The organism is Rothia sp. (in: high G+C Gram-positive bacteria), assembly GCF_030540545.1.
GTDB lineage: Bacteria > Actinomycetota > Actinomycetes > Actinomycetales > Micrococcaceae > Rothia.
The window spans coordinates 113,814-140,715 of the sequence record NZ_JAUNVZ010000006.1 but is presented as its reverse complement, the minus strand read 5'-3'; the positions used below and the strand labels follow the sequence as shown (position 1 = coordinate 140,715).

20 protein-coding genes, 2 tRNA genes, 1 pseudogene and 1 CRISPR repeat array are annotated in these 26,902 nt (G+C 56.4%); of the genes and pseudogenes, 6 read left to right on the top strand and 17 right to left on the bottom strand.

What is annotated here, in order from left to right:
• The first annotated feature begins 236 nt into the window (after positions 1–236).
• Both Q4P78_RS06615 and Q4P78_RS06610 read left to right on the top strand, forming a co-directional pair.
• Entirely contained in the window at positions 237–1,823 is a 1,587-nt protein-coding gene (locus tag Q4P78_RS06615; RefSeq protein ID WP_303339569.1) for a GH25 family lysozyme, read from the top strand.
• A gap of 616 nt (positions 1,824–2,439) precedes the next feature.
• Positions 2,440–3,732, top strand: a complete 1,293-nt coding sequence (locus tag Q4P78_RS06610) for a hypothetical protein (RefSeq protein WP_303339568.1) — start codon at positions 2,440–2,442, stop codon at positions 3,730–3,732.
• A 1,007-nt stretch (positions 3,733–4,739) separates the two neighbouring features.
• On the opposite strand, the gene Q4P78_RS06605 is transcribed toward Q4P78_RS06610, so the two are convergent.
• From Q4P78_RS06605 to mptB, 17 genes and pseudogenes are all read right to left on the bottom strand, one after another.
• The gene (locus Q4P78_RS06605; protein WP_303339567.1) at positions 4,740–6,017 is read right to left on the bottom strand and encodes a beta-ketoacyl synthase; all 1,278 of its coding nucleotides are present in this window, start codon (positions 6,015–6,017) and stop codon (positions 4,740–4,742) included.
• 93 nt (positions 6,018–6,110) lie between these two features.
• Positions 6,111–6,356, bottom strand: a complete 246-nt coding sequence (locus Q4P78_RS06600; RefSeq protein WP_303339566.1) for an acyl carrier protein — start codon at positions 6,354–6,356, stop codon at positions 6,111–6,113.
• Between the two features lie 168 nt (positions 6,357–6,524).
• Positions 6,525–7,550 (bottom strand): beta-ketoacyl-ACP synthase III, encoded by a 1,026-nt coding sequence (locus tag Q4P78_RS06595; RefSeq protein WP_303339565.1) that lies wholly within the window; start codon positions 7,548–7,550, stop codon positions 6,525–6,527.
• Positions 7,551–7,604: 54 nt separating this feature from the next.
• Positions 7,605–8,504, bottom strand: coding sequence for an ACP S-malonyltransferase (locus tag Q4P78_RS06590; protein WP_303339564.1), 900 nt, complete (start codon positions 8,502–8,504; stop codon positions 7,605–7,607).
• 261 nt (positions 8,505–8,765) lie between these two features.
• Positions 8,766–9,935, bottom strand: coding sequence for a tyrosine recombinase XerC (locus Q4P78_RS06585; protein ID WP_303339563.1), 1,170 nt, complete (start codon positions 9,933–9,935; stop codon positions 8,766–8,768).
• A gap of 79 nt (positions 9,936–10,014) precedes the next feature.
• On the bottom strand, positions 10,015–11,496 hold the full coding sequence (locus Q4P78_RS06580; protein WP_303339562.1) for a DNA-processing protein DprA: 1,482 nt from the start codon (positions 11,494–11,496) through the stop codon (positions 10,015–10,017).
• Positions 11,497–11,652: 156 nt separating this feature from the next.
• The gene (locus Q4P78_RS06575; RefSeq protein ID WP_303339561.1) at positions 11,653–13,191 is read right to left on the bottom strand and encodes a YifB family Mg chelatase-like AAA ATPase; all 1,539 of its coding nucleotides are present in this window, start codon (positions 13,189–13,191) and stop codon (positions 11,653–11,655) included.
• Complete coding sequence (locus Q4P78_RS06570) at positions 13,192–13,635, bottom strand: YraN family protein (RefSeq protein ID WP_303339560.1); 444 nt, start codon at positions 13,633–13,635, stop codon at positions 13,192–13,194.
• Positions 13,636–14,045: 410 nt separating this feature from the next.
• Positions 14,046–14,348: pseudogene (locus tag Q4P78_RS06565) on the bottom strand (DUF2469 family protein); the annotation flags it as partial.
• Positions 14,349–14,357: 9 nt separating this feature from the next.
• Positions 14,358–15,176, bottom strand: a complete 819-nt coding sequence (locus Q4P78_RS06560) for a ribonuclease HII (RefSeq protein WP_303339559.1) — start codon at positions 15,174–15,176, stop codon at positions 14,358–14,360.
• 224 nt (positions 15,177–15,400) lie between these two features.
• A complete protein-coding gene (gene lepB / locus Q4P78_RS06555; RefSeq protein ID WP_303339558.1) occupies positions 15,401–16,456 on the bottom strand; it encodes a signal peptidase I in 1,056 nt (351 codons plus the stop codon).
• A gap of 156 nt (positions 16,457–16,612) precedes the next feature.
• A complete protein-coding gene (gene rplS, locus Q4P78_RS06550; RefSeq protein WP_303339557.1) occupies positions 16,613–16,960 on the bottom strand; it encodes a 50S ribosomal protein L19 in 348 nt (115 codons plus the stop codon).
• Between the two features lie 360 nt (positions 16,961–17,320).
• Entirely contained in the window at positions 17,321–18,025 is a 705-nt protein-coding gene (locus Q4P78_RS06545; RefSeq protein WP_303339556.1) for a single-stranded DNA-binding protein, read from the bottom strand.
• A 450-nt stretch (positions 18,026–18,475) separates the two neighbouring features.
• Positions 18,476–19,651: a low temperature requirement protein A gene (locus Q4P78_RS06540; RefSeq protein ID WP_303339555.1), complete on the bottom strand. Its 1,176-nt coding sequence runs from the start codon at positions 19,649–19,651 to the stop codon at positions 18,476–18,478.
• A 696-nt stretch (positions 19,652–20,347) separates the two neighbouring features.
• Positions 20,348–20,420 (bottom strand) — tRNA-Arg (locus Q4P78_RS06535).
• 51 nt (positions 20,421–20,471) lie between these two features.
• Complete coding sequence (locus Q4P78_RS06530; RefSeq protein WP_303339554.1) at positions 20,472–21,365, bottom strand: HNH endonuclease family protein; 894 nt, start codon at positions 21,363–21,365, stop codon at positions 20,472–20,474.
• A 164-nt stretch (positions 21,366–21,529) separates the two neighbouring features.
• Positions 21,530–23,227 (bottom strand): polyprenol phosphomannose-dependent alpha 1,6 mannosyltransferase MptB, encoded by a 1,698-nt coding sequence (mptB, locus tag Q4P78_RS06525; RefSeq protein ID WP_303339553.1) that lies wholly within the window; start codon positions 23,225–23,227, stop codon positions 21,530–21,532.
• Between the two features lie 203 nt (positions 23,228–23,430).
• Here mptB and orn point away from each other — a divergent pair, with 203 nt between their 5' ends.
• The 4 genes from orn to Q4P78_RS06505 all read left to right on the top strand — a co-directional run bounded on the left by orn (position 23,431) and on the right by Q4P78_RS06505 (position 25,887).
• Positions 23,431–24,072: an oligoribonuclease gene (gene orn, locus Q4P78_RS06520; protein WP_303339552.1), complete on the top strand. Its 642-nt coding sequence runs from the start codon at positions 23,431–23,433 to the stop codon at positions 24,070–24,072.
• 109 nt (positions 24,073–24,181) lie between these two features.
• A tRNA-His gene (locus tag Q4P78_RS06515) sits at positions 24,182–24,254 on the top strand.
• Positions 24,255–24,345: 91 nt separating this feature from the next.
• The gene (gene def / locus Q4P78_RS06510) at positions 24,346–24,918 is read left to right on the top strand and encodes a peptide deformylase (protein ID WP_303339551.1); all 573 of its coding nucleotides are present in this window, start codon (positions 24,346–24,348) and stop codon (positions 24,916–24,918) included.
• Between the two features lie 186 nt (positions 24,919–25,104).
• Positions 25,105–25,887, top strand: a complete 783-nt coding sequence (locus tag Q4P78_RS06505; protein WP_303339550.1) for a Fic family protein — start codon at positions 25,105–25,107, stop codon at positions 25,885–25,887.
• Positions 25,888–26,200: 313 nt separating this feature from the next.
• Positions 26,201–26,902: a CRISPR direct-repeat array (repeat unit 29 nt; unit sequence CGGCTCATCCCCGTGTGTACGGGGAGCAT).

The following is a 26,902-nucleotide window of genomic DNA, read 5'->3' as shown; positions in this document are numbered from 1 at the left end:
GAGATACGCATCACCAACCTCCCTAAAGCCTCACCCCGCACATAGCGCAACCCACATGTCAGCACCTGAAAAACGCTTCATAATCGCGTAACACACCCGCGCTTCCTTGATACTCATACAAAAACCCTCTAAGGTTAGTACTGGCTAATGCAGACCTCACTCACCTGCTCGTGCCACACACATCACAGCGGGCCACACACCCGCACACACTCAAACACATCGCCTATAAGGACATCATGAAATTCACCCTCAAAGGTGGAACGTTTAACGCTGCCGCCGCATCCTCACTTGCCCTCGCAACCCTACTCGCACCCGCGCTGCCCGCCAACGCAACCCCGGCAGACTCCCCCGCCGCAAGTCAGGAAGTGAGTGCCGAGCAGGCATTCCCCCAAGCCTTCGCAGCCAACCCCGACGCCGCAACCACCGGCGCACCCGACGCGGGCCTGATCAACGCCCCCGAAGGTGACGCAACCCAGCCCGAACCCGCAGGCCTGGCAACCTCCGATATGAACAGCAGCCTGGGCGCCGGCGCGCGCATCCAGGCAGGCCTGCCAGCCAACGAAAGCCTCGCCGGCGGAGTCACTACCCAGGCGACCTGGACCCCCGCTGGCGGCGTGCTCGGCATGGACGTCTCCTCCTTCCAGCCCAACGTCAACTGGGCGGGTCATTATCAGCGCGGCGTGCGATTCGCCTACGCCAAAGCCACCGAAGGAACCTACTACAAGAACCCCTCCTTCAACGACCAGTACACCGACTCCTACAATGCAGGCATGGTTCGCGGCGCATACCACTTCGCCAACCCGCGTGAAGGCTCCGGCGCAGACCAGGCACGCTACTTCGTAGCCAACGGCGGTGGCTGGAGCGCAGACGGCAAAACCCTGCCCGGCCTGCTCGACCTGGAATTCAACCCCTACGAGCAGTACGGCAACACCTGCTACAATATGAGCCCCGCTCAGCTGGTCGCATGGACCAAGGACTTTGTCGACACCTACCGCCAGCTCACCGGCCGCAACCCCATGCTCTACACCGCCACCAGCTGGTGGACCACCTGCCTGGGCACCGCGCAGTTCAGCAACCTGCTGTTGCACCTGGCAAGCTACAGCACCGTGGTTGGTCCCATGCCCGCCGGCTGGTCCAACTACGATATTTGGCAGTTCTCTTCCACCGGTCCTTTTGATGGCGACTCGAATCACTTCCGTGGTAGCTACAATGATCTGCTCACCCTCGCAAAGAACCCCGCAGCTATAGCCGGCAACTGGCACCGCAACTACCCCGCCGCTCAGCCCCAGCCCGCGTCGCGTTTTAAGGACGTCCCCAACGGTACTGCTTTTAAGAGCGAAATTGAATGGCTCGCAGCCACCGGAATTACCACCGGCTACACTGACGGCACCTTCCGCCCCCAGCAGAACGTAGAACGCCGCGCCATGGCAGCCTACTTCTACCGCATGGCAGGCTCCCCCGCAGTTGCCCTGCCCGCACACTCGCCTTTCAAGGACGTTGCGACCAACGACCCCTTCTATAAGGAAATCGTGTGGATGAAGCAGCGCGGAATCACCACCGGCTACACCGACGGCACTTTCCGCCCCGACGACAGCGTGAGCCGGGAGGCAATGGCGGCGTTCTTCTACCGATTCGCAGGATCCCCCGCGCACAATGCGACGAATCGTTTCCGTGATGTTCCGGCGGGTTCGGCGTTTTATAAGGAGGTGTCGTGGCTGGCTGCTCGCGGAATCACCACCGGCTGGTCGGATGGTACCTTCCGCCCCGGTGAAGCTATTCGCCGTGATGCCATGGCTGCATTCATTCAGCGCTACAAGAAGTAATCGAATCATAGGTTACTAAGACAAGAACCGAGTCAGTAGGTCACCACTGGCTCGGTTCTTTCTATATATTCTGTATAGAACATTCCGCATGGGATGAGCCTCATTAGACCCGGTAGGGCTGGGACGCAAGTGAACGCAGGTTTGCAACTCCCCGGGGCTCATCCCATGCGCTTTTATATGGGTGAGAACTACCCCAACCGCACGGGATGGCTCTTTCAAGCAATCCGGCTAGGCTGCGGTCATTATGCCCAAGCCGTGCTTGTCTCGAAAACGAACCGCAGCCTATGCCTGATTGCGACACTTAACGACACACTGTGAGTGCTCAAAGTGCGTATTGAATGCTGTATTGCATGACTCAATAAGCACTATCTACGCTCACAGTCTGTCAGGTCCCGCATGGGATGATGCTCTTCAGCCCCGGCAGTAAACTCACGCGAGTACTCTCAGACACGCAACCCCGCTGGCATCGTCCCATGCGCCATGCTACCGATTAGCCTGGACATCGTTCCTCTCTCCAGCCCTCAAATTTCCCACCGACACGGACTATATATGCTTGACTCCCAATAAAGGGAAAGATACAGTAGAGTCAATCACCGATATATCTTCAAGGAGACATATGTCCACCTCAAGTGAAGAACTAGATTCCAATCTTCGATATAATCCCAAAAATATTAAATGGAATTTTATAATACCTTTATTATTTACAGCCATTTCAATCCCAATAATTTACTTCTCTCTCTTCTTTCCTAGTATTGATACAATTACGGGAATTCAAGAATTTATAACCAAAATTCTTATCTCAATAAAATTTGAAGGTTACGCTTCGATCATTATTGGAGCCCTGTGGGCTGTTCGTAAAGACTATGACTCAATCCAAAAATATAGTATAAGAGAATACACAAAATACATATCACTGAACATATTGATGCAGATTATACTAATGATATCATCAATCTCATTATCTTTTTTATCAGCGAGAAATATTTATTTATCATTAGAAAATTTTTCCAGCGATTCAATTATCGAAAAAGTTGTAGAAAATCCATCTGAATGGGTAATCAATGCCATCGGAGCATACCTATTCGCCTTTGCTGCACTTACAATTCCAGAAGTTCCCGAAAGAATTAAATACATCCAGAAGAAACAAGTTGTGCGAATCAACAGCCTTGAGAACTATCTTAAGGGAGATCTAAAGAGGCGAGGTAGAAATAAGTTTAATCCCTACAAGGAGGATGGGGGCATTAAATGGTATGCCGCAATTCCACTGCTGTCGTTCCGGATAAATCTAATCCTTTCACTCACAATCATAGGCACCTCAATATATTTTACTCAAGCATTAGAAGACGGAAATTTTTTCGATCAAGATAGCATAATGCGTGGATTTGCTTTCCTTGCAGTAATTTACATATTATTTATATTTTATATAACGTACGGAATTATGCAGGACAGTCGATCGAAGCAGACTGGAGATAGGATTGCAGATCGACCGTATTTAATTTTTACCCCCATCCTTTATCTCTATATATTCCTCATGAATTTAAGAGTATTCTCAGTATTGCTAATTGCAGGTGCATATAAATACATTATTCCTGAGGATTGGAAGCACTCCCCCTTCTTTAATAAAGATTCACTAGAAAACTTTTATCCAATAATTATATCGCTGATATTAATCATATTGCATATATTTACTAACCGAATATTCAAGAGGCGAGAATATCAGATAAAAGAAGCTGCTTTGCAGATTCTCAAGAAAGAAAAGGATTATAGTGCTAAATTATTGGAAGATATGGAAATTCCTGACAATAAAGATAATACATTAGAACAGAAAGAAGACAATAATCTAGCAGCGGAGCAGAAATCTTCAATCTTTGCACGATTTCTCCACCCTAAGAAGGATTCTAAACCTTAAGGCACCTATTACACCGTTAATAAGATCTATAGAAACGCATAGGACGATGCCCTGGTGGCTAGCTTCCAGAGTTCACTTACGTTGAGTTTCCAGCCGGGTCTGAAGAGCATCATCCCATGCGGGATCTGACAGACTGTGAGCGTAGATAGTGCTTATTGAGTCATGCAATACAGCATTCAATACGCACTTTGAGCACTCACAGTGTGTCGTTAAGTGTCGCAATCAGGCATAGGCTGCGGTTCGTTTTCGAGACAGGCTCGGCTTGGGCATAATGACCGCAGCCTAGCCGGATTGCTTGAAAGATCCATCCTATGGAAAGGTAATTGCCTATCTCAGTCAGGAAAACAGGAGAAGTAAGGGGAACGGTACCGTCTCGAAACCGGGGAGAGCGTGCCGTGAGACGCGTGTGGGAGGTGACCAGTCGAAAGCCCCATTCGCTGCCCCCTTCAAGACTGCTAGATGTCCCAAAGCCAGCCATCTAGGAAACGCAAGGATGAGGCGAGAGCCAGAGGCACGCGACTCGCGAGTTATGCCAAACCCCGCACCACCGATACACAAAAAGCGTGTATCTCATAGTGCGGGGTTTGGCATTGTCTGAGCTGGAGCGGGCTCTCTGCTCTCTCCTCCATAAAGTGAAACGCAACCATAAGCGCGAATACCTTTTCCTCGAACAGCGATCCAGCCTTAAGAACGCATCCGTAGGCCGCGTAGAACTCAGATAAAGCGCATGGGAGGAGCCCCAGGGAGTAGCGTTCCAGAGTTCACCTACGCGAGCTTCTTACCTGGTCTAAAGAAGCTCATCCCATGCGTAATCTATCTTCCCCACGATCTGACATTGCGCGAGAAGACTCATCCCATGTGGAAAATCAGACATACTGCCGCAGCCTAGCCGCATTGGAATCCGCAAACTTGCCGGATTGCCGACCACAGCCTAGCCGGATTGGATAAAGATCCAAAAGACCCGTATGAGTATTACACTCATACGGGTCTTTTCGATGAGAATCGGATTACTGACCGTCTACAGAGCGGAAAGCAACCACGGCGTTATGGCCACCGAAACCGAAGGAGTTCGAGATAGCAACGATCTCACCCTCAGCCGGCAGGTCACGTGCCTCAGTGACAACATCCAGGTCAATCTGCGGGTCCTTAGACTCCAGGTTAATGGTCGCCGGAGCCTTACGGTGGTGCACAGCCAGCACGGTCAGCACAGCCTCCAGAGCGCCAGCACCGCCGAGCAGGTGGCCGGTCATGGACTTGGTCGCGGAGACGGCGATGTTCTTGTAGTGCTCGCCGAATGCTTCCTTAATAGCGGTCGCCTCGGGCAGGTCACCGGCTGGGGTGCTGGTTGCGTGAGCGTTCACGTGAACCACGCTTGCCGGATCAATATTGCCGTCTTCCATGGCTTCCTTCAGGGCGCGGGTTGCACCGAGCGCTGCGGGGTCGGGAGCGGTAATGTGGTAGGAGTCTGCAGAGACGCCGGTACCTGCCAGCTCTGCGTAAACGCGTGCGCCGCGAGCCTTGGCGTGTGCCTCAGATTCGAGGACCATTGCCGCTGCGCCTTCACCCATGACGAAGCCGTCACGGTCAATATCGTAGGGGCGGGATGCCTTTTCCGGCTCGTCGTTGCGGGAGGAGAGCGCCTGCATCTTAGCAAAAGCAGCCAAAGTAATCGGGTGAATAGCAGCCTCAGAACCGCCAACGATCACCACATCAGCCTTGCCGGAGCGGATCATCTCAGCGCCCAGCTGCATAGCCTCCGTGGACGAAGCACACGCAGAAACAACAGTCTGAGCAGCCGCACGAGCCTTGAGGTTCATGGAGATAGCTGCTGCGTTGCTATTGGGCATGAGCATGGGCACGGTCATAGGCATCACGCGACGCGGGCCCTTTTCGCGCAGGGTGTCCCAGGCGTCCAGCAGGGTCCACACGCCACCAATGCCGGTGCCAAATGCCACGCCGGTGCGTTCGGGGTCTACGCCTTCGCTGGTTTCTGCGTCTGCGCCGCTGAAGCCTGCGTCTTCCCATGCTTCGCGTGCGGCGATGAGTGCCAGCTGGCCGGAGGGGTCTAGGCGCTTCGCTTCGACCTTGGTGATGCGCTCAGATTCGCTTGCGGGTACGGCAAGCTGTCCGGCGATGTAGACCGGCAGGTTGTATTCTTCAACCCAGGGTTCGTCGATGGTGCGTACGCCCGACACGCCTGCCAGTGCGTTTGCCCAGGTGGTGGGCACGTCGCCGCCGATGGGGGTGGTTGCACCCAGACCGGTCACTAGCACTTTTTGAGACATTCTCACTCTTTCTGCGTTTACTATCGGTGGAATAGATAGACGCAAGGCGCGAGCGTTGGGTTTGCTCGCGCCGCGTCGTCTATGTGGTTTTGCTTAGGAAGCGTTTGCTGCGATGAACTCGACAGCGTCACCCACGGTCTTGAGGTTCTTGACCTCTTCGTCCGGGATGGTCACCTCGAACTTCTCTTCTGCGTTGACCACGATGGTCATCATGGAGATGGAGTCGATGTCCAGGTCCTCGGTGAAGGACTTGTCCAGCTGAACCTCAGCTGCTTCTACGCCGGTCTCTTCTTCAACGATCTCTGCCAGACCTGCGAGGATCTCTTCCTTGTTAGCCATGTGGGGGCTCCTTTTGTTCGGGGTGCGTGGTGCACCTTGTGTGTGTGCACCCGTCGGTTTCGGTTGCACAAGTCTATATGAGTTTATCGTGTCACGAGGCGTAACGCATATCGCTTAGCAGGCATATACGACCCGTGCCACGGCGGTTTCGCGCCGGGCGATACGCACCTAGGGCAGAACGACAACCTGAGCCGCGAATGCCAGACCGGCACCGAAACCAATCTGCAGGGCGAACTTGCCGGAGAGTTCCGGGTTTTCCTGCAGCAGGCGGTGAGCAGCCAGGGGCACGGAGGCGCCGGAGGTGTTGCCGGATTCCTTAATATCGCGGGCAACGATCACGGTCTCGGGCAGCTTGAGGGTCTTGACCATCTGGTCAATAATGCGCTCATTTGCCTGGTGAGGGATGAATGCGCCCAGCTGGTCGGCGGTAATGCCCGCTTCTTCCAGCGCCTGCTTGGCGACCTTCGCCATTTCCCACACAGCCCAGCGGAAGACGGAGGGGCCTTCCTGGCGCAGGGTGGGCCAGATCTTTTCGCCCTCTTCAACGGGGTTTTCAACGAAGTTGCGGTTGCGGATCTGCAGCAGGGAGCCGGACATGCCGACCTTATCCCAGTTGGAGCCGTCGGAGCCCCACACGGTGGGTGCAATGCCGGGCTCATCGGACGCTGCCACGATTGCTGCGCCACCGCCGTCACCGAGCAGGAAGGAGATGGTGCGGTCGGTCGGGTCGATAAAGTCGGAGAGCTTTTCCACGCCGATAACCATGACCTTGGAGGCGATACCGGAGCGTACCAGGCCGTCTGCCTGCGCAATGGCGTAGCAGAAGCCAGCGCATGCTGCGGAGATATCGTAGGCGGGTGCCTTGGTGCCGATGGCGTCTGCCACGCGGGTTGCCAGGGAGGGGGTTGCGTAGGGGTGGGTCACGGTTGCGACGATCACGGCGTCAATTTCGGAGCCTTCTACACCGGCATTTGCCAGGGCGTCCTTAGCGGCACCGACCGCCAGGTCGGTCACGGACTGGTTTTCGCTAGCACGGTGGCGGGTGGAGATGCCGGTGCGCTGTACGATCCACTCATCGGAGGAGTTAATCGGTTCGATAATGTCGTTATTGTGAACGATCACTTCGCCGCGGCTGGCGCCGTATGCCAGGATGCGGGAGTAGCGGTTGGGTGCGTACTGCTTGAGGGTGGTCACGTGAGTTAGTCCTCTAATAATTCTGCGATGGTGAAATGTTTTTCGGTTAAAACTTTAGGCGGCAAGTGCCTGCAGGTCTTCGGGCAGGTTGATCGCGGTGCCGGGCATGCCGCGCATGCCGCGCTTTGCCAGACCGATCAGGGTGCCTGCGGGGGCAACCTCAATAATGCCGGTGACTTCCTTAGCGAGCAGGGTTTCCATGCACAGATCCCAGCGCACGGGGTTGGTTACCTGGGAGACCAGAGTGTCAACGAAAACCTGGCCGCTCTCTACCGCGGAGCCGTCCTTATTGGTCAGCAGGGTGTGCTGCGGGTTTGCCGGGCTCAGGGTTGCGGCGAATTCTGCCAGGGGTGCCTGTGCCGGTGCCATGGCGGCGGTGTGGAATGCGCCTGCAACCTTCAGGGGGATCACGCGAGCGCGTGCGGGCGGGTTCACGGCGAACTTTTCAATGTCTTCCAGGGCGCCTGCAGCTACAATCTGGCCGCCGCCGTTGGAGTTTGCTGCCACGAGGTTTGCTTCAGCGATGGCTGCGCGTACTTCGTCTTCTTTGCCGCCGAGCACTGCTGCCATGCCGGTGGGGCTAGCTGCTGCGGCTTCTGCCATGCCGTTGGCACGTACGCGGATAAAGCGCATGGCGTCTTCTTCGCTGAGTACTCCGGCAAGGGCTGCTGCGGTAATTTCACCTACGGAATGGCCTGCGAGAATGAGCTCTTCGCCTGCGAGCTGTTCCAATGCCAGGCGACCGGTCACAATACCTGCTGCTACGATGAGCGGCTGGGCGATGGCGGTGTCTTTAATGGTTTCTTCGTCGGCTTCGGTGCCGTAGTGAATCAGGTCGATACCGGCTGCGTCGGAGAGGCGCTGCAGGTGTTCACGTACACCGTCAATGTCGAGCCAGGGGGTGAGGAAGCCGGGCTTCTGGGAACCCTGGCCGGGGCAAACTAGTGCGCGCAATTGGTGCCTCTTTCGTAACGCTTCGGTTGGGTCATCCGGCGCAGGAGGTTTTGACGTTTCTTGCGGTGCCGGATGCTGCTGGCGGCGGCTACGAGGTCGCCGTCACGCAAGTGTGTACTTAGTTATTCTAGCGCATCTACAGCGGCACTTGAGAGTTTGAGCCAAAATTCTACCAATGTTCAAGAAACTCCCAGGTTCAGGTGTGACTCCCCCGCGCCGCTGTTGTGCGGGTGCTTATGCAACCCGATTCAGGGCAGAGCACTAAGCCCTCGGATGCGCCCTGGCGTAGGTTTGTGCCAGACGCTCCATAGACACATGCGTGTAAATCTGCGTGGTGGCAAGGGAGGCGTGACCCAGTAGCTCCTGCACCGAGCGGATATCCGCGCCCCCATCGACCAGGTGTGTGGCGGTGGAATGGCGCAGTACGTGAGCGCCGCGAGCGCTCGTGTTTTCCAGGGTTCGTAGCACGCGGTTAATATCTTCTCGCAGCTGGCGAACATTAGCGCGCTTGCCCCGCGGGCCAATAAAGAGCGCGGTAATACCGGAGGATCCCTCGGGAATCCAGGAAGCGCGCCCCTTACGCACCCACAGGTTCAGCACTTTCAGCGCTGGGGTACCCAGGGGAACCACGCGTTCTTTATTGCCCTTACCGATAACTCGCACGGTTTTCGCTTCGCGGTGTACGCTGCCCAGATCCAGCCCGGCGAGTTCGGAGATACGTATACCGGTGGCGTAGAGCAGCTCAATCACCGCCCAGGTGCGCAGCAGTCGAATATTATCCGGTTCGGCACGGTAGGATTCGCGTAAGGAATCCAGCAGCTGCTCCATGGTGTCTTGGCTGAGCACTTCGGGCAGGTAGGCGTCTTTGGCGGGTACGCTCATGCCGCGCGTGGGGTTTTCGGTGAGCAGTTCTTCTTCCATTGCCCAGTTGAAGAAGGTGCGCAGGGTTGAACCGCGGCGCGCCACGGTGGTTTTAGCTTTGCGCACGCGGTGCATATATCCCAGCCAGGAGCGGATGAGGGTAATGTCGATACCCTCCAGGGTGCGGGTTCCGCGGCGTGCGGCGTAGCCGAAGAATTCCTGCAAGTCAGAGATATAGGAGCGGATGGTCGCCTCGGAGCGGTGCTTTTCGTATCGCAGGTACCGCTCAAAGCTCTCTAGATAGGGGTCGAAGGCTCGGGAGAGGTATTCGGGGTTCTCCAGGACGCTATCCGGGGTTTCTGCTGAGGCTGCTGAGGCGCTATCTAGGGGTGCGCCAGAGCCGCCGGGTATGCGCCGGGTGGTATCGTGCGCAGATGCTAGCTTCTTGGTTTTCTGCGGGGTTTCGGGCAGAAGATCCGTGGTGGAGTCATCATAGGAGCTACCCTGATAAGCACTACTCTCAAGTTTATTAGCCGTGTTATTACTAGCTGTGCCAATAGTGTTCGACATATCTATGAGCTCCTTTCTCCACGGTCCTCTTGACCCACCGTATCTACTATGTGGCGGGTTCTTCTCTACCCCTAGCATACTATGCAGCCCGTAGCGCTTTGAGCTCGCGGGCATTGGCTCGGCGCCACTGCCCATCGCGCTCAATCACCAGCCCGCGCGAACGCATGACCTGTAGCTGCAGGGCGGCGGTACGCATATCCACGCCACTCTCCCCCAGCAGAACATCCAGAGGGCGGAATTTCGCCGAACTCAAACTATCCCAAAGCCTGCCCTGAACCTGGGTTAGATCATCGAGCGGGCGGCGACTCTGTTCTTCCTCGAGTTCCTCCTGTGCCTGATCGCGGGCGGCCGCGCTGCCTAAATCCTCGGGGAAGATCTCGGCGGCATTGAGCAGAATCTGAGCCAGCTGATTAGAAATCAGGGTATTGGTTCCCACCGAGTTAGGCGAGTCAATCTGCCCGGGAACAGCCCAAATATCACGCCCGAGCTCCAGGGCATGATGAACAGTATTCAGAGCCCCGGAGCGCCAGCGCGCCTCCACCACCACGGTAGCCACCGACAGGGCTGCAATCAGACGATTACGTTGCAAAAAGCGCCAGCGCGTGGGCGAATAGCCGGGAGAGACCTCGGTGAGCACCAGCCCACGCTCGACCACCTGCTGCAGCACGGGAATATTCTGCGCCGGGTAGAAATGATCCAGACCGCCCGCCATAAACGCCACCGTAGGCAGCTGATCCTCTCCCAGCAGGGCGGTGCGGTGGGCAATAATATCAATGCCGTAGGCGCCTCCGGAGATAATGCACGCCCCGCGTTGCATAGCCTGCTGAACCACAGTGGCGGTGGCGCTCTGGCCGTATACGGTGGCGTCCCGAGAACCCACCACCGCCAGGGTGCGCGGGTTGGAGTTGAGCTGAGATAGGCGGGCGCGCGCTCCCCTGCCCCACAGGCCGTAGGGAATGCTATCGCCCAAGTCCGCCAGTTGCAGCGGGAAGTCGGGGTCTTCGGGAATGGCGTACCAGAGGGAGCAGTGTTCAGCCATTTGAGTTTCGCGCAGCATATCAATACTCAGGCGCTCAGCCCAGCGCTTACGACGATCTTTCAGAGCCCTGATGAGATCTTCTCGCTCAATGCTGTGTTCGCCGGGGCGGTATCCCGCTTCCCTGCGTTCCGGATGGGTGCCATCCCCCACCCAGGCGCGAGAGGCAATCTGCGCCAGTGCAGGGTCGGGTTCGCCGCTCTCCCAAATCTCGGGAGTGATAATATCGCGCAGGCGCATATCCCTTTCAGTCAAAAGATGGCAGGTAATCACCGGGCCGAAGACCGCAATGCACTCGGCAATAATGGGGTCGGCGGGCTCTGCAATGCGGGCAATGCGAGCGCGCGCCATGCGGGTGTACATTTCGTGGTGGTTTCGCCCGTCCCATTCAATAACTCCGGTGCAGGCGTAGGCGCCTTCTAAGCTGCGCATCTGCTGCTGTCGGATTGCATTCAGTTCAGCCCAGGCGCTATTGATTCCCGGCTGTTCGTGGATATTGAATGGTTGGGTGTCATAGGACGTCATAATTAGTTCCTTTCTATTCACGGTATCTATAGGTGGTGATGTACCCTGTTTTGCTGTGTCGCTTCGCGGCGCTGAAGCGCATAGAAATTACTCACATCACCGTGTGTATTGTTCTATAAACGGCTCGGTCTGTAGCTCATTCAAAACCGAACACTTCTAACTCAGCGTGCCACCCTGCTGACGTAAAAAGAGCGCCAACTGCACATGCTCAGCGCTGGGAGAGGACGCACCATCCAAATCAGCTAAAGTCCAGGCAGTACGCAGCACCCGATCATAGCCGCGCGCCGTGAGCGAATTATTATCCACCGCCGCATTCAAATCCTTAGTCAGGGAACTATCCAGCTTGAGCGGGCCACGCAAAATCCTGCCGTTCGTCTGGGCATTGAGAGAGACCCCAAACTCGCGCAAACGCTGAGCCTGAGCCGCTCTCGCCTGCTGCACCCTGCGGCGAATCACCTCACTACTCTCCCCCGTACCGCTCAACCCCAACTCAGCCGAAGATACCTTCGGCACACTCAAATTCAAGTCAATACGATCCAGCAGAGGCCCGGAAAGGCGCCCAAAATAGCCCTTACGTTCCCTAGGAGAGCAGGTACACTCCAAACCCGTACCCGTATTCTTACCGCAGGGGCAGGGGTTCGCGGCAATAACCAACTGAAAAGCCGCCGGGTAGGTCGCCGAAGCCGCCGCCCGATCCAGAGTAATCACACCCGATTCCAGAGGCTGACGCAAAGAATCAAGTACCGTGCGCTTGAACTCGGGAGCCTCATCCAAAAAGAGCACACCGCGATGAGCCTTCGATACGCAGCCCGGGCGAGGAATACCCGAACCGCCGCCCAGAATCGCCGGGGCACTCGCGCTATGGTGCGGTGCCTCAAAAGGCGGGGTGCGCACCAGAGCCTCCAGACGCTCATTCTCCAGGCACAGGGAACGAATGGCGGTAACCTCCATGGCCGCCTCGGTATCCAGCTCGGGCAAAATGGTCGGCAGACGCTCGGCAAGCATGGTTTTACCCGAACCGGGCGGGCCCTTAAAAAGGATGTGGTGCCCACCGGCAGCCGCCAGCTCCAGGGCAAAACGCCCCTGCGCCTGACCGGCAATATCGGACATATCCTTAGCCAGCAGGTGAGTATCGGTATTGACCGTACGCGCAGGGGTTGCCGCACGCGCCGGCTCATGCAGCTTCTCGCTAGAATCCAGAGCCGCGAAAAGATGAGCCAAACAGCTAAACCCGCTCACGGCAATACCCTCAATCAGCTGAGCCTCCGCCATATTTTCCTCCGGCACAACCACGCGGGAATGCCCCGCATCCGCCGCGGCCTTAACCGCCGGCAGAATACCCGGAACAGGGCGCAAGGAGCCATCCAGACCCACCTCGCCCAAAAAGACACAATCGCCGCTCACCCGCAGGCGCCCCTCAGCCTGCAAAGCCGCCACCACAATCGCCACATCAAAAGCAGTACCGCGCTTGGGCAGGGTCGCCGGAGTCAGATTAATAGTCAGACGGCGCGGGCACAGAGCCATACCGGAATTCTCCGCCGCGGCACGAACCCGCTCCTTAGAATCAGCCAGAGCGGTATCGGGCAGGCCCAGCAGCACAAAGCCGGGCATATTGGATGAAATATCCGCCTGAACCTCCACAATGCTGCCGGCAAGACCTACCAGCGCCACCGAATAGGTGCGTGCAAAACCCATTTACGCCACCGCCTTTGCGTGCTCAAAGGTGAAATGTTCCGGAGTTCCAGTGACCGCCACGGCATCTACCCTCATGAGCCTAAAATCAAGGTGTTCCTGCTGACCCGCCCACATAAACGCCAGCTGACGGGTGCGCTTGCCCTTATCGCGGTTAAAGGCGGTCAGCGGGTGACCAAAGTCCAGGGAGGAGCGGGTTTTCACCTCAATAATGACCAGTTCATCCTCGGGAGAAATAGCAATAGCGTCGATTTCGCCACGGATACGTTCCGGGTTGCTCTCAGGGCTCGGGCGCCAATTGCGCTCAATAATTCTGTAACCCAGGCTGGCGAGAATGGCGCAGGCGGTCCGCTCGCCCCAGGCACCCACGCGCATATGTTTCGGGTGGTACTGGCTTGGGGCTGCCGCTGTTCGCCGGATGCGCTTGGGGTTTTGATGCTCTGCCATGGTGCTTCTCTCTTTCTGCTCAGCGTTATCGGAGTGCGCTGCGCCCGCTATGTATGCTGACGGGCGTGGCACGTGTATATGCAGAGCATGGCAGAATTTTTGTGGATTTTTCGGGGTGAATTTTAAAACTGTGGATAAATGCGGTGAAAACTATCAAAGTCAAAGTTATCCACAGAAAAACGGGCTGTTTTAGATGTATTACCACCTAAAACAGCCCGTTAGTCACGAGTTTATGACGGGAATTATGACGCATTATGACAGGGTGCTTTAGCGCCCTATGCGGGGAAATCGCCGGTATTCTCGCCCGAATTATCCGAGCTATCGCTACCGCCCAGCTGATCCAACCCGTTCAAATCATCGGGAATCTGCAGAGTATCCGCACCACCCAGCGCATCCACAGCGGGCAAATCGGGCACAGAGAACTCCTGATTCGGCAGGCGCTCCTCAATATTCACATCGTGAATAGCGTATACGCGCACAGTCTTCACAAAACGATTGGTGCGGTACAAATCCCACACCCACACATCGGTCATGAGCACCTCAAAATAGACGGTGTCCCCCACCGGGCGGGGCGTAACCTCCACCTTATTGGTCAGATAAAAACGGCGCTCGGTCTCCACCGCATAGGAGAAAAGAGCCATCACGTCTTTATACTCGCGGTAGAGTGCCAGCTGAGAGGCTACCTCATAGTTTTCCAGATCCTCAACGCTCATGATGTACTCCTATTTTCCAGCTGCTCGTGCCGCATAGGCGGCTTCTCTCTGTTCATCGGTGACCGGTAGCGACCAGGATAGACGGTGCTGCACGCTCGCGCCCTGCGACTCAATCGCCGCGCGATGCGCCGCCGAACCGTACCCCTTATTCTTCGCCCAACCATAGCCCGGGTGCTGCTCGTCCAGGGCATCCATGAGCTCATCACGCTCCACCTTAGCCACCACCGAGGCGGCAGCAATAGACGCGCAACGATAATCACCCTTAATAACCATAGTCACCGGCAGGTCCTCAGGGGCGGAGGTGGCTCCCGCCGCGCCCCAGGCGCGCGCCGCCAACAGAGCGTAATGGGCCTGCGCCGGGTCAAGATCGCCGAATAAATCGGGTTCGGGAGGGGTGAACCAATCGTGCTTACCGTCCAGAAGCACCGCATCGGGGACAAAACCATGGGAAGCCAGCTGCGCCAGGGCACGCTGAGCCGCCAGACGCAAAGCCAGAGTCATACCCAGCGAATCAATCTCCTCGGGTTGAGTATGACCCACCGCCACCGCGCCACCACTATGCTCCAACCAGGCGCCAATCTGCGGAACCATCGACTCGCGGCGGGCAGGGCTTAGAGCCTTAGAATCAATCAGGCCACCCACCTCAAGCTGGGTTCCGGCGGGCAGAATCGCCGCCCCTACGCTCACCGGGCCCGCCAGGGAGCCGCGACCCACCTCATCCATACCGGCGACACGGGTGTATCCGCGCGACCACAGCCCGCTCTCATACTCCAAATCGGCGCTCGGGGCGGGTGCTTTTGCTGTCTTTGATGTGCTCTGATTCGCCATGCTACTCCCCTCTCTCCTGTGCCCTCTAGGATATCTGCTTAGTCTCTACTCTAGCCTATGAGCCGCAGCCTGCGCGCACCGGCATACGCGCTCTACCCTCCCGACAGGATCGAAAAGCGCATCTGAACCCTGCCAACTCAAACATTCCGAGCACACAAAAAGCGGCGAGCGCAGCGCATCAGCACCGCACTCGCCGCCTTCAATCAGGCTAAAAGCAAGAACGTTTAACGAGCGTTCGGAACGTTCTCAAACACCTTGCTCTGATCCTCCAGCAAACCAAAATGGTTCAGCGGGTAAGCAATCACAAACACAACACCCTGAATATCGCTCTTATCGATATAAGCGTGGTTATCAGCCAGGTGGAAACGCGAATCGCCCGAACGGTCACGATGGTCACCCATCATGAAATACTTACCCTCGGGAACAGTCACCTCAAAAGCAATATCCGAAGGGTTCGAACCCGGGTGCAGGTACGGCTCGGTAATCTCAACACCATTGACCGTAATCTTGCCCTTGCCGTCAGCAACAATATGGTCGCCGCCCACACCAATCACACGCTTGACCAGGTAGTTCGAGGAAGTATCCGGCAAAATACCCACAAAGGACAGGCCGGACTGGATCGGGTTGCTGCCCTTCTGCTGGGTGGGAATCCACCCCTGCGAATCCTTAAAGACCACCACGTCGCCGCGCTTAGGCTCGGAGAAATAGCTACCGGCAACATTAATGAACACGCGGTCATTAACCTGCAGGGTGTTCTCCATAGAACCCGAGGGGATATAGAAGCCGCGGACCAGGAAAGTCTTAATAACAAAGGCAATAATCAGCGCGTACAGCAGGATCGAGCCGTAGTCCTTGACCTGAGCCCATGCCCACTCATTGACGCGGTTCTCTTCGCGTGCCTGAGCGAGAGTCAGACGGTCCTTCTCTTCTTTCTTGACGCGCCCAAAGAGAGAGCGCTTAGAAGAGTTCTTATCCTCGGATCCTTTATCAGAATCCTTAGAATCCTGGTCAGAGTCCTCGGAAGAACCCTGAGATTCGGCTTTTAAAGAGCGTTCGTGCTCCTTAGCCTGCGTACGATCAGCTGCCGCCTGCTTAGCCTCAACCTCAGCGTGCAGAGCTACGCCGGTATCCTCACTGGAGGCATCCTTCTCAGCCTGAGCATCAGCGTGCTGTGCAGCCTTCTCAGCGGCAGCGCGACGCTCTTCCAATTCGCGGCGCTCGCGGCGGCTCTGAGGCTGGTAGTTCGGATCATCCGGGTTCGTAGTGCTGGTATCAGCCATGGACGACAACCTTTCATTTAGGGTGTACTCTCTTATAGCATTGTACCCGTTAATGCTCGTTACCGACTGAAGAGAGCCGAAAAGACGCGCTTAAAGCGCAAAACCCGCCTCTGAAATAGAGACGGGTTTTGTGTTACGTTACGGCGTAGTTCCGAATTAGAACTCGCGCTTCTCGCGGATACGAGCAGCCTTACCGTGACGATCACGCATGTAGTACAGCTTCGCACGACGAACGTCACCGCGGGTTACGACCTCGATCTTCTCGATAACCGGGGAGTGAACCGGGAAGGTACGCTCAACGCCGATACCGGAGGAAATCTTGCGAACGGTGAAGGTCTCGCGAACGCCTGCGCCCTGGCGACCAACAACGAAGCCCTTGAAGACCTGCACACGGCTGTTCTTACCTTCAACAATGTTCACGTGAACATTCAGGGTATCGCCGGGGCCGAACTCGGGGATGTCGTTGCGGAGGGACTTCTTATCCAGGAAGTCAAGAGTCTGCATATTACTCTCCAGAAACCATCTGCCGCAGGTCAAAAGGTTCAGATAGGGCTCAACGCATGCACGTTGAGAAAAATTGAAGACCCGGGCAGGATTGGTGCCCGGTGGCATGTACCGTTGGTCGCTCTTCCCCCTGCGGCAGGGGCGTGCCCGATACATACAAACACTCATTATGCCAGATACACGCCCGGGTCTTCAAGCATAGAGCTATGAAATAGATGCCGTTGTGCAGACTCTAGGTTTTGAGTGGTGCTCCTTTTGGGGCGGTACTTTGAGCTGCACTCGTTTAAGTTGCGCGTTTTGAACGGCGCATCGTGAACGGCACCCGTTAAGCAGAGCACCTTAGAAGTTGAGCAGTGCATCTTAGAAGGGCGGCGTATCATCATCTGCACCTTCAGCAAAGAATGCGGAGGCACCGCTCGCCTGCCCCTGCTGCTTAGTGTCGGTGTGCTTCGCCTGCGTCAGATTCTCCCCCTCCGACTTCTGCGCTGGGGTCTCACCTACCTGGGATTCGGCCACCGGGGCTGGCCCAGTATTATCCTCTCCGGCATGTTCCGACTGCCCCGCTCCAGACTGTCCCCAGGGGTAGCTCATCTGCCTGCCATGCTGGGTAGCTGTCTGCTGATGACCCGCAGGCTGAAACTGACCATTCTGAGCAGGCTGCGCAGTGTAGTCAGCGCTATAGGATTCATCGGGCACCGGAGCGGCACCCACAGAACGAGCAAAAGAACTCGTACCAAAATTCAAATCCATACCCACCGAGGACGCCTCAATATTCACTGCGGTGGCGGGCACGCCCTCCTTAGTCGTCCAGTTCTTAATCGCGATCTTGCCCGTGACAATCAGAGGCTGACCCACCTGCACGCTCGCCTGCACATTCTTCGCCAGGCGACGGAAAGAGGCCACCGTATACCAATTCGTCTCGCCCTCCTGCCAGGAACCGGTGGAAGAATTAAACCAGCGGGGCGTGCTACCCAGACGGAAATTCGTGACCGGCGCGCCGCTGGGCATCAGGCGCGTGGTCGGGGCGGTGGCAACAAAGCCGTGAATCGTGACCATATCATTCATGATTAACTCCTTAATCTTTCGGGATACCCCAAGATTGACAGGAATTTTTAGTCTCTATACGTAGGGCTGTGGATAAACGCGGTGTTTCCTAACAAAGACCCGCACCTGTGGATAGCATTTGAAAAATACGCCCTCATATTTCAAAAACACTGCCCCGAGTATCCCAACCCCACCACCCACGGCAGTAATAATCAGTCATACTCCCCAAACTATGACAAAGGCACTCAGCGCGCCAGCCCCATTACACCCCAGATTATTCCCTCCCCTTACCGCGTCGCGAATAGTATTTTTCATCGCGAGGGAAGTCACCCCTCGCGACGGCGATAACTATTCGCGAGGTGAAACGCCGACCCCGCAACCCACACCAAGGCACGAAAAAGCGGCCCGCACCCACACGGGTAACGGACCGCCTCCAGAAAAATATCCGATAAAAGACTAAGCCTCTACAGGCTAAGCAGCCTCAACCTGTGCATGCTGCTCGGAATCATCAGCTACCGGCTCATTAACCACCAGCACCCACACCATCGCGATCATCGCAATAATGGTCAGCACAGCCGGCACCGGAATCAGCGGGTCAATCAAAATCAACACCACCGAAGCGTGAATCACGCCGGTCACCACAGGTTTAGCTTGACGGCGAATCACCAGCGCCCACACCACAATCACAAACACAGCCACCGGAATAGCGAGCGCATACGCAGCCGTCACACGGTCAATACCGTGCGCCTGATGACTCACCACGTCAATCATCAGCTCCACACCCGCCGAATACGCACCGGCAGCAGCAAAAATCAGGTAATGCAGGTAACCATAGGGCAGGGTCTCACCCACGCCACCAATAGCAATATGATGCTCACCCCAGAAGTAAATCCACCACATGCCGCCGGCAACCACCAGCGCCATCACAGCAATAGCAATCAAACGCCAATCCAGGTGGCCCTCATTCACGCCCGCAATAATCGCATTCGCACTACCGAGCAGCGACTCACCCAACACAATCAAAGTGAACAGGCCGTAACGCTCCGTAATATGATGCGCATGCCAGGGAGTCTGCTGCTTACGCTCAGCAAGCACGGGCACGCTCAGCTCGCCCACCATGCCGATAATCAACGCAACACTATTCCAGGGGGCGGGCAGGTGCATCATGCCGCTAATCACCCAGTACACCTGCATGATCGCAATACCAGCAGCGTAGGTGTACGCAACACGCGAATACTCGGGGTTGTTCATACCCGCACGCACCCACTGGGCACACATGGCCACGCGCATAATCACATAACCGGTAGCGGCCACCACAATATCGTTCGATTCAAAGAACGGTGCGATACCCGCAGCCATGGTGAGCACGCCACCCATCTGCAAGAAGGTCATGGCGCGGTACACCCAGTCATCATTATCGAAGGCGGTAGCGAACCAGGTGAAGTTCATCCACGCCCACCAGATGCAGAAGAAAATAAACAAAAACGCCATTACGCCCGGGAAAACATGGCCGTGGCTCAACGCATGGTGCAGCTGAGTGCCGGCAATACCGACCGCAATCACAAAAACAAGGTCAAAGAAAAGTTCCAAAGTCGAGGCAACGCGGTGCGGCTCATGGGGCGCGCGGTACCATCGGCAGGGTTGCAAAACGCCTGCGAGTAGTCTGTGTTTCAGTCATAACCTATACAGTCTAACAGGCTACGATTATCCATACATTCTGAGTTTCTGAGGCAGGATTACGACGTATCTAGATGATTTCTGAACCGCTGTCTGGTATTTTGCTTCTGCTCCGGTTGAATGCGTATAAGACTCGCATGGGATGATGCTCTTCAGATCCGGGAGGGCTGGGACACAAGTGAGCCCTGAAGCGCAACGCCCTTGCATCGTCCCATGCGCAACGTATAACACTTATCGACAGGCTGTGAGTGCACAAAATGTCTATTGAGTAATGTATTACATGACTCAATGAGCACTATCTACACTCACAGATTGTCAGTACACGCATGGGACGAGCCCCAGGCAGTAACGTTTCCGAGGTCACTTGCGTAAGCTTCTTACCTGGGCTAAAGAGGCTCATCCCATGCGGGATATCAGACATACCCCTTCACGTCGCGAATAGTATTTTTCATCGCGAGGGAAGACACCCCTCGCGACGAAAAATACTATTCGCAACGCGGGAAGGTACGCAAAACAAAAGACCCGCCGTGTAAAAACACAGCGGGTCAACCGCGCCCCAGAACCCTAGCGGAACCCCAGACTGCAGAGAAACGACAACGGCACCTGCTCCAGCTATCCCTAGACACAAAGAAGACCCGCCGTGACTAAGTCACAGCGGGTCAACCGCGCCCCAGGAGGGAATCGAACCCCCGACCAAGAGATTAGAAGGCTCCTGCTCTATCCTCTGAGCTACTGAGGCGGATACACACTAGAGTATCAAATAAATCAGCCGTTTCAGACTCGGTACAGGCTATTTACCCGGATTGGTAGACTTGCAGCCATTGAGCACGCCCTCCATTGCCTTCTTCTCGTCAGAAGTCACCCACAGCTTGTACTTTGCCTTCACGTGCACCTGACGTGCAACGTAGGTGCACTGGTAGGACTTATTCGACGGCAGCCACTTCGCGGCGTCCGAGTCGGACTTCTGCATATTCGCCGGGCCGTCAGCAGCCACCAGGTTCTCCGGGTCGTTCGCCAGGGCTCGGCGCTGCTCCTCGCTAATCTCCTGCGCACCGGACTGCCACGCATCCGACAGAGCCACCATATGGTCAATCTGAACCGCGGTGGAGGTGTTCTTACCGCGCTTGAATTCAATATTCTTGCCGGTGTACGGGTCGGCGAGCTTGCCGGTGATCACGGTGCAGGCGCGAGTGCCCACCTTGAAACGAACATCGGTCAAATCGCGGCGCAGAATATCGTTACGGGTATCGCAACCGTTCTGATCCACATCATCCCACGCCAGGCCGAACTGCTCACGGGAGTAGCCCTCCTTAGATGCCTTCGCCTTGACCGGCAGACCCGAGAGTTCCTTCTTCACGGTCGCCAGATCCGGTGCGAGCGCGGTTGCGGGGTCAACCTCCTTATAGGGGTTTTTGACCTGGTCAATGCTCTCAGTTTTGACGTTCGGTTCGTCCGCGTCGGCACTGGAGCTGGACTGGGAGGAGCCAAACCCGCCGGTGCCACGCTGACCCATGTAAATCACGCCGACAACCAGCAGCAGAACCACAACAATTGCGATCAGGATGTACAGGTTACGTTTGCGCTGCAAAAAGGGAACCTGCGCGGCAACACCCTGTGCGGCGCTGGCGAGTTTCTGCAGGTCTTTGAGGTCAATATTCTGGTTCTTAGATGAGCGTGATGCCACTATGTTCTCCCGGGCGTAGAGTGCGTGTCTGAGTTGAGCATGAACAGTATAGCCTACGAAAAGCCCCCGGCGTGGCTGCCGGGGGCTTTTGTTAGATGGGACGGTATTATCTAGCCGTTGACTAGGGATTTCACTGCGCTAAACCGTATCGAGCTAGACCAACCCTACGACTCAGACCCAGCCTTAAGAGCGGCACGTGACGCCTTCTTAGCGCGGGCTCGCTGACGCCAGCGAATCACCGGCTCGCTAATACCCAGTGCAATGGTCAGTCGCCAGAAGGTGCGTCGAATCTCAGCGATACGAATACCTCCGCGTAGCAGCCTATTGGTGCCCGGGTCGAGCAGAATCAGGTAGCCAACGTATACACAGCAGACGATACTTGCAATAAAGCGACCCATTTGACCATCGAAATTCTCCAGGTAGGGAGAGACATTCAACTGGTCAATCACCGCATAAGCGACAAAGAACAGGGTGCTGAAGAAGTACCACACCAGGCATGCTCGCGAACGCAGGCCGGTTGCCATGAAGATCGGAATGGCCCACATCAGGTACCAGGATTGGATCATAGGGCTCCAGATGAGCATCCAGATGATTGCCATGCCGGCGCGGCGAATAATATCGCGGTCACGTCCAATAAACGCCAGGGCTACCACGCCGCCGAAGCCGACGAGTTTGCCGAAGAGTTCAACCAGGGGCTGCACCACGGTTTTGAAGGTTTCGGGGGTGGTGAACATCCAGCTGATACCCAGGAGTGCACCGAGCGGGGTGTAAAGAATGAACTGGCCGGTGGTGGTGGATAGTGCCTTAACCCAGCCAAATCCCAGGCCGCTAACGGCACCCATGGCAGCCATTTCAGCCATGAGAATCACCAGGGATAGAGCCCAAATGCTAAAGAGTTTGATCCAGCCGGGCTTCTTACCCGCCCAGAGCAGACCCACGAAAGGCAGCACAATCAGCGCCAGGGGTTTGACCGCGACGCCGAGTGCCACCAGGCTCACGCCGGCGATGCCTCCGGCGAGGTTTCGCCAGCGGCGCGCCACGTACAGGGCGGCGATCATAAAGGCGGTCATGAGCGCGTCATTGTGTGCGCTGGAGATGTACACGAACATGAACAGCGGGTTCGCGCCAACCAGCCATAGGGAGCGTACGGGGTCGTTACCCTGCAGCTGCGCGATTTTGACCACGAAGTACAGGATCGCGATGACGCTCAGGACTGCTAGCAATTTGAAGTAGAAAATACCCAGGTCAATATTGCCGTCAGCCATGCGGACAATGAACTCTTCGAGTTTAATAAAGACCGGGCCGTAGGGCGGTGGGGACTCTGCCCACATGGTGTCGGCGCCCTTTTGCAGGTAGTTATTAATGGAGGAAACACCGTGCACATAGGGGTCCAGGCCGTTAGCGCTGACCACGCCCTGGGCATAGTACGAGAACACGTCGCGGCTAAAGAGAATGAACCCGAAGACTTGCGGCAGTGACCAGCAGGTGACTACGGCTGCCATCCATCGCATGGCGCCGGGGGTGTTCCAGCGGTCGAATTTCTGGTAGATGCGCAGCCATTCGCGGCAGAGGATCATGGCACCCAGGGAGATGCTCACAATGCTGGTGATGACCCAGGGCACTTCCAGGCGCATGGTACGCACGAATTCGTAGCGCATCCAGACGGTTACTTCCGGCAGCCAGCCCACACCAATGGAACCGAAGGTGACCATCAGGGATGCTAGGGTACCGACGATGAGGGTGCGCAGGCGGTGACCGCTGCGGTAGTCTTCGCGGCGGGCTGCTCTGCGTGCGGATTTGAGGTCTTTGGCTTCTGGTTCGGGGACGGCGCTGGGGGCGTGGTGCGCGGGTGCTTGGGGCATTGCGTGACCTTTCCGTGGGCGTCGCCTACCGGCGTTGGGGCGTGTGTGCCCGCGCGATACGGGGTGTATGGGCGGGCTTGTGCCTTACTATCATATCCCACCGGGCGTGAGTGGTACTTGAATCTTTAAGCATTGGGCGAGTTTGTGTGCCGCCGGATGCTATGTCGCGGGCGCACGGGGGCTTTTGGCGGTAGAGTGGGAGCATGAGTATTTCTAGTGAACGTATTGTGTGGATCGATTGCGAGATGACCGGTCTGGATGTAAACCGTGACGCCCTGGTTGAGGTGGGCGTACTGGTCACCGACGCCGACCTGAATATTTTGGGTGAGGGTGTACAGCTGGTTATTAAGCCCGGTGACGAGGCCTCGGAAGGCGCCCTGGAAAATATGGATGACTTTGTGGTCAATATGCATAAGTCCTCCGGTCTGCTGGAGGATATCCCCCACGGCGTCTCCATGGCTGAGGCTGAGGAGGCTGTGCTGGCGTATGTGAAGAAGTACGTGCCTGTTTCGGGCAAGGCACAGCTGGGCGGTAATTCGGTGGGCATGGATAAGCGTTTCTTGGAGAAGTACATGCCGGCTGTTATGGGGCACCTGCACTATCGTGTGATTGATGTGTCCACGATTAAGGAGCTGGCGGCTCGCTGGTTCCCGGCGGCTCGTTTTGCTGCCCCGGCGAAGACCGGTAATCATCGTGCGCTGGGCGATATTCGCGATTCTATTGATGAGCTGAAGTATTATCGTCGCGCTATTTTTGTGCCCGAGGGTCCGGATTCGACCGCTGCGGCTGCTATTGCGCGTCAGGTCAGTGCTGAGCGTCAGGCACTACCCGGAGATGAAGCATAGAGACCCACATAAGCTAAGTGAGCAGAGTCACCTGCTATCGAGTTGCACCACCTCCCAAACTGCCGTATAGTATTACCTGTTGCCAAGCAAGGGAACTTGAAGGCACATGGTGGTCGTAGCTCAGTTGGCAGAGCGCCTGGTTGTGGTCCAGGAGGTCGCGGGTTCAACCCCCGTCGATCACCCCGAGTGAAAAGGTCGTTATGGCACAGGCTATAACGACCTTTTCTTTTACCCATTTGACCCGCATACTCCCCTAGTCGCAAAGGATAAACCATGGCTATTCGTCCTGTTGTTATTCACGGCAACCCGGTACTACACCGCCCCGCGGCGCCCGTGACCGAATTCAACGATGAGCTCAAGCAGCTCATTGAGGACATGTACGAAACCATGGACGCAGCCCACGGCGTGGGTCTTGCAGCACCCCAGATCGGTGTCGGTCTGCGTATTTTCACCTACCAGATGGACAACGAAGACGGCGTGCCCGCGCGTGGCGTGGTGATCAACCCTGTGCTGACCCTGGGTAAGATCAGCACCGCCGACCCCGACCCGCACGAGGAGGAAGAGGGCTGCCTCTCCTTCCCCGGCTATGGCTTCCCCCTCAAGCGCGCCGAATGGGTAACCGTGAACGGTTTCGACGCTGACGGTAACCCCCTGCGCTTTGAGGCAACCGGCTGGTTTGCACGCTGCATGCAGCACGAGACCGACCACCTGGACGGCAAACTGTACGTGAACCGCCTGAATGAGCACTGGTCAAAGAAGGCTAAGAAGGTTATCCGCCGTGAGGGCTGGAATCTTGACGGCCGATCCTGGATGCCCGGCATTGACCCGGATCCCTTTGGTCACTAAGTCGTAATAGTGCGAACCCCCGCTAGGTACTTGCCCTGCGGGGGTTTTGTAGTATTCAAAAGGTATGCGGTGATTCTCTAGGCACTTACACTATTTTATACTCCCACACTGACACCACCAGCAGGTGGCCGCCTTTCTCCACAGGGTTATTGGCTCCCACACCCATACCGCCGATAGTATAGAAGCATGGCGAGTATTGATATGGTATGGCGTGTAGCTTTTGGTCTGCAGGCGACGGATGGTTTGAAGGTGACTCGGTTTATGCGCTCGCTGGCGAAGCGCCATAGTGCCGGGGAGTTGAATTTTGAAAGTATTTTTCAGGCTCTACACAATTACCATTTGAACTACGGTGATCGCCTATCGTATCGTGCGCGTGAGGCGGATACTGTGGCGACTCGTATAGCGAGATTATTATTCGAGTCTCCTCTGGAGTTTGAGCTATCTCCTGAGTTTTTGCTGCGCTTACATAAATATCTTTTTGAGGGTTTTATTCCGGAGGATTCTCGTGCGGGCGCCTTTCGCTCTATTGATTTGGCGAAGCGGGAGCGTGTGCTCGGTGGCGCTTCGGTGGCGTATGCTCCTGCGGTGGAGTTGCCGCGGCTAATTGCGGGCGAGTTTGAGTCTGCTGTGTCGGTCGACTGGTTCGCTTTGGAGACGGCTGATCGCGTGGCTGTGGCGCGCGGTTTTGTGTCCCGAGTATGGCATGCGCACCCATTCCGTGAGGGTAATACGCGCACTTCGGCTCTTTTTACGGTACTGCTGCTGCGCTGGTTGGGTATTGAAGTGAATATTGAGCCTTTTGTGCGCCGCGCCCATTATTTCAGGGATGCGCTGGTTCTAGACAATGCACCGGGGGGCACTACCGCCGCCAGCTCTGATTCTTCGCGTTATCTACGAGTCTTCTTTGCACGCCTGACGAACGCAAAACCGCTTCCCCGCTACCCTCGCCTCCCGGGTCATCTCTTCTAATTTCCACACCCCGACCGCACTCCGCATGGGATGATGACCCCTATACAATCCGGCTAGACTGCGGCTTTCTATCCGGCCGAAGCTTGCGAGGCCTGATAGAAAAAACCCCAGCCTATGCCTGATTGCAGGATTCATACCAGACCTTTAGATCCCGCATGGGACGATGCTCTTCAGTCCAGGCAAAAGGATCGCGCAAGCGATCCCAGAAACGCTACTCTCTGGGTATCGGCTCATGTATCAATGTACTATGTATGCAACATCCCCATATATACGGGGAACAAGTGGAGAACCTTCAGGTTCCAACCCTAATATAGGGTTCACCCCCGCAGGTGCGGGGAGCATTGGTGAGCGAGTTGTACCGCTTGCTGAGGTCGACGGCTCATCCCCGTGTGTACGGGGAGCATACCGAAGATAATACGCACCAGGTTATAGATGACTGGCTCATCCCCGTGTGTACGGGGAGCATAAACCCAGCTTATACCACACGCCCCGGTAATCCGGCTCATCCCCGTGTGTACGGGGAGCATACCATTTCCGACGAGATGGCTGAAGACTACCCCGGCTCATCCCCGTGTGTACGGGGAGCATAGCTGGCTAAAGCGATTAGCCGCACCGGTGGCCGGCTCATCCCCGTGTGTACGGGGAGCATGCAGTTGCCGCCGGTATTCAGCCTGGCGAACGCGGCTCATCCCCGTGTGTACGGGGAGCATGAAGAGGGCAGGCGCGCGGCCATGATCTCATTCGGCTCATCCCCGTGTGTACGGGGAGCATATCAACGCTGCTGCCTCCGTTGAATTCGGCCACGGCTCATCCCCGTGTGTACGGGGAGCATCTGAGCATTATGCTCAACGCTAGCCTGCTGTGCGGCTCATCCCCGTGTGTACGGGGAGCATAGTTCAAAGAAGCATTCCGCAAAGCCCTCAATCGGCTCATCCCCGTGTGTACGGGGAGCATACCCACAGCCTCTGTAAGGCCCGCCTGAGCCTCGGCTCATCCCCGTGTGTACGGGGAGCAT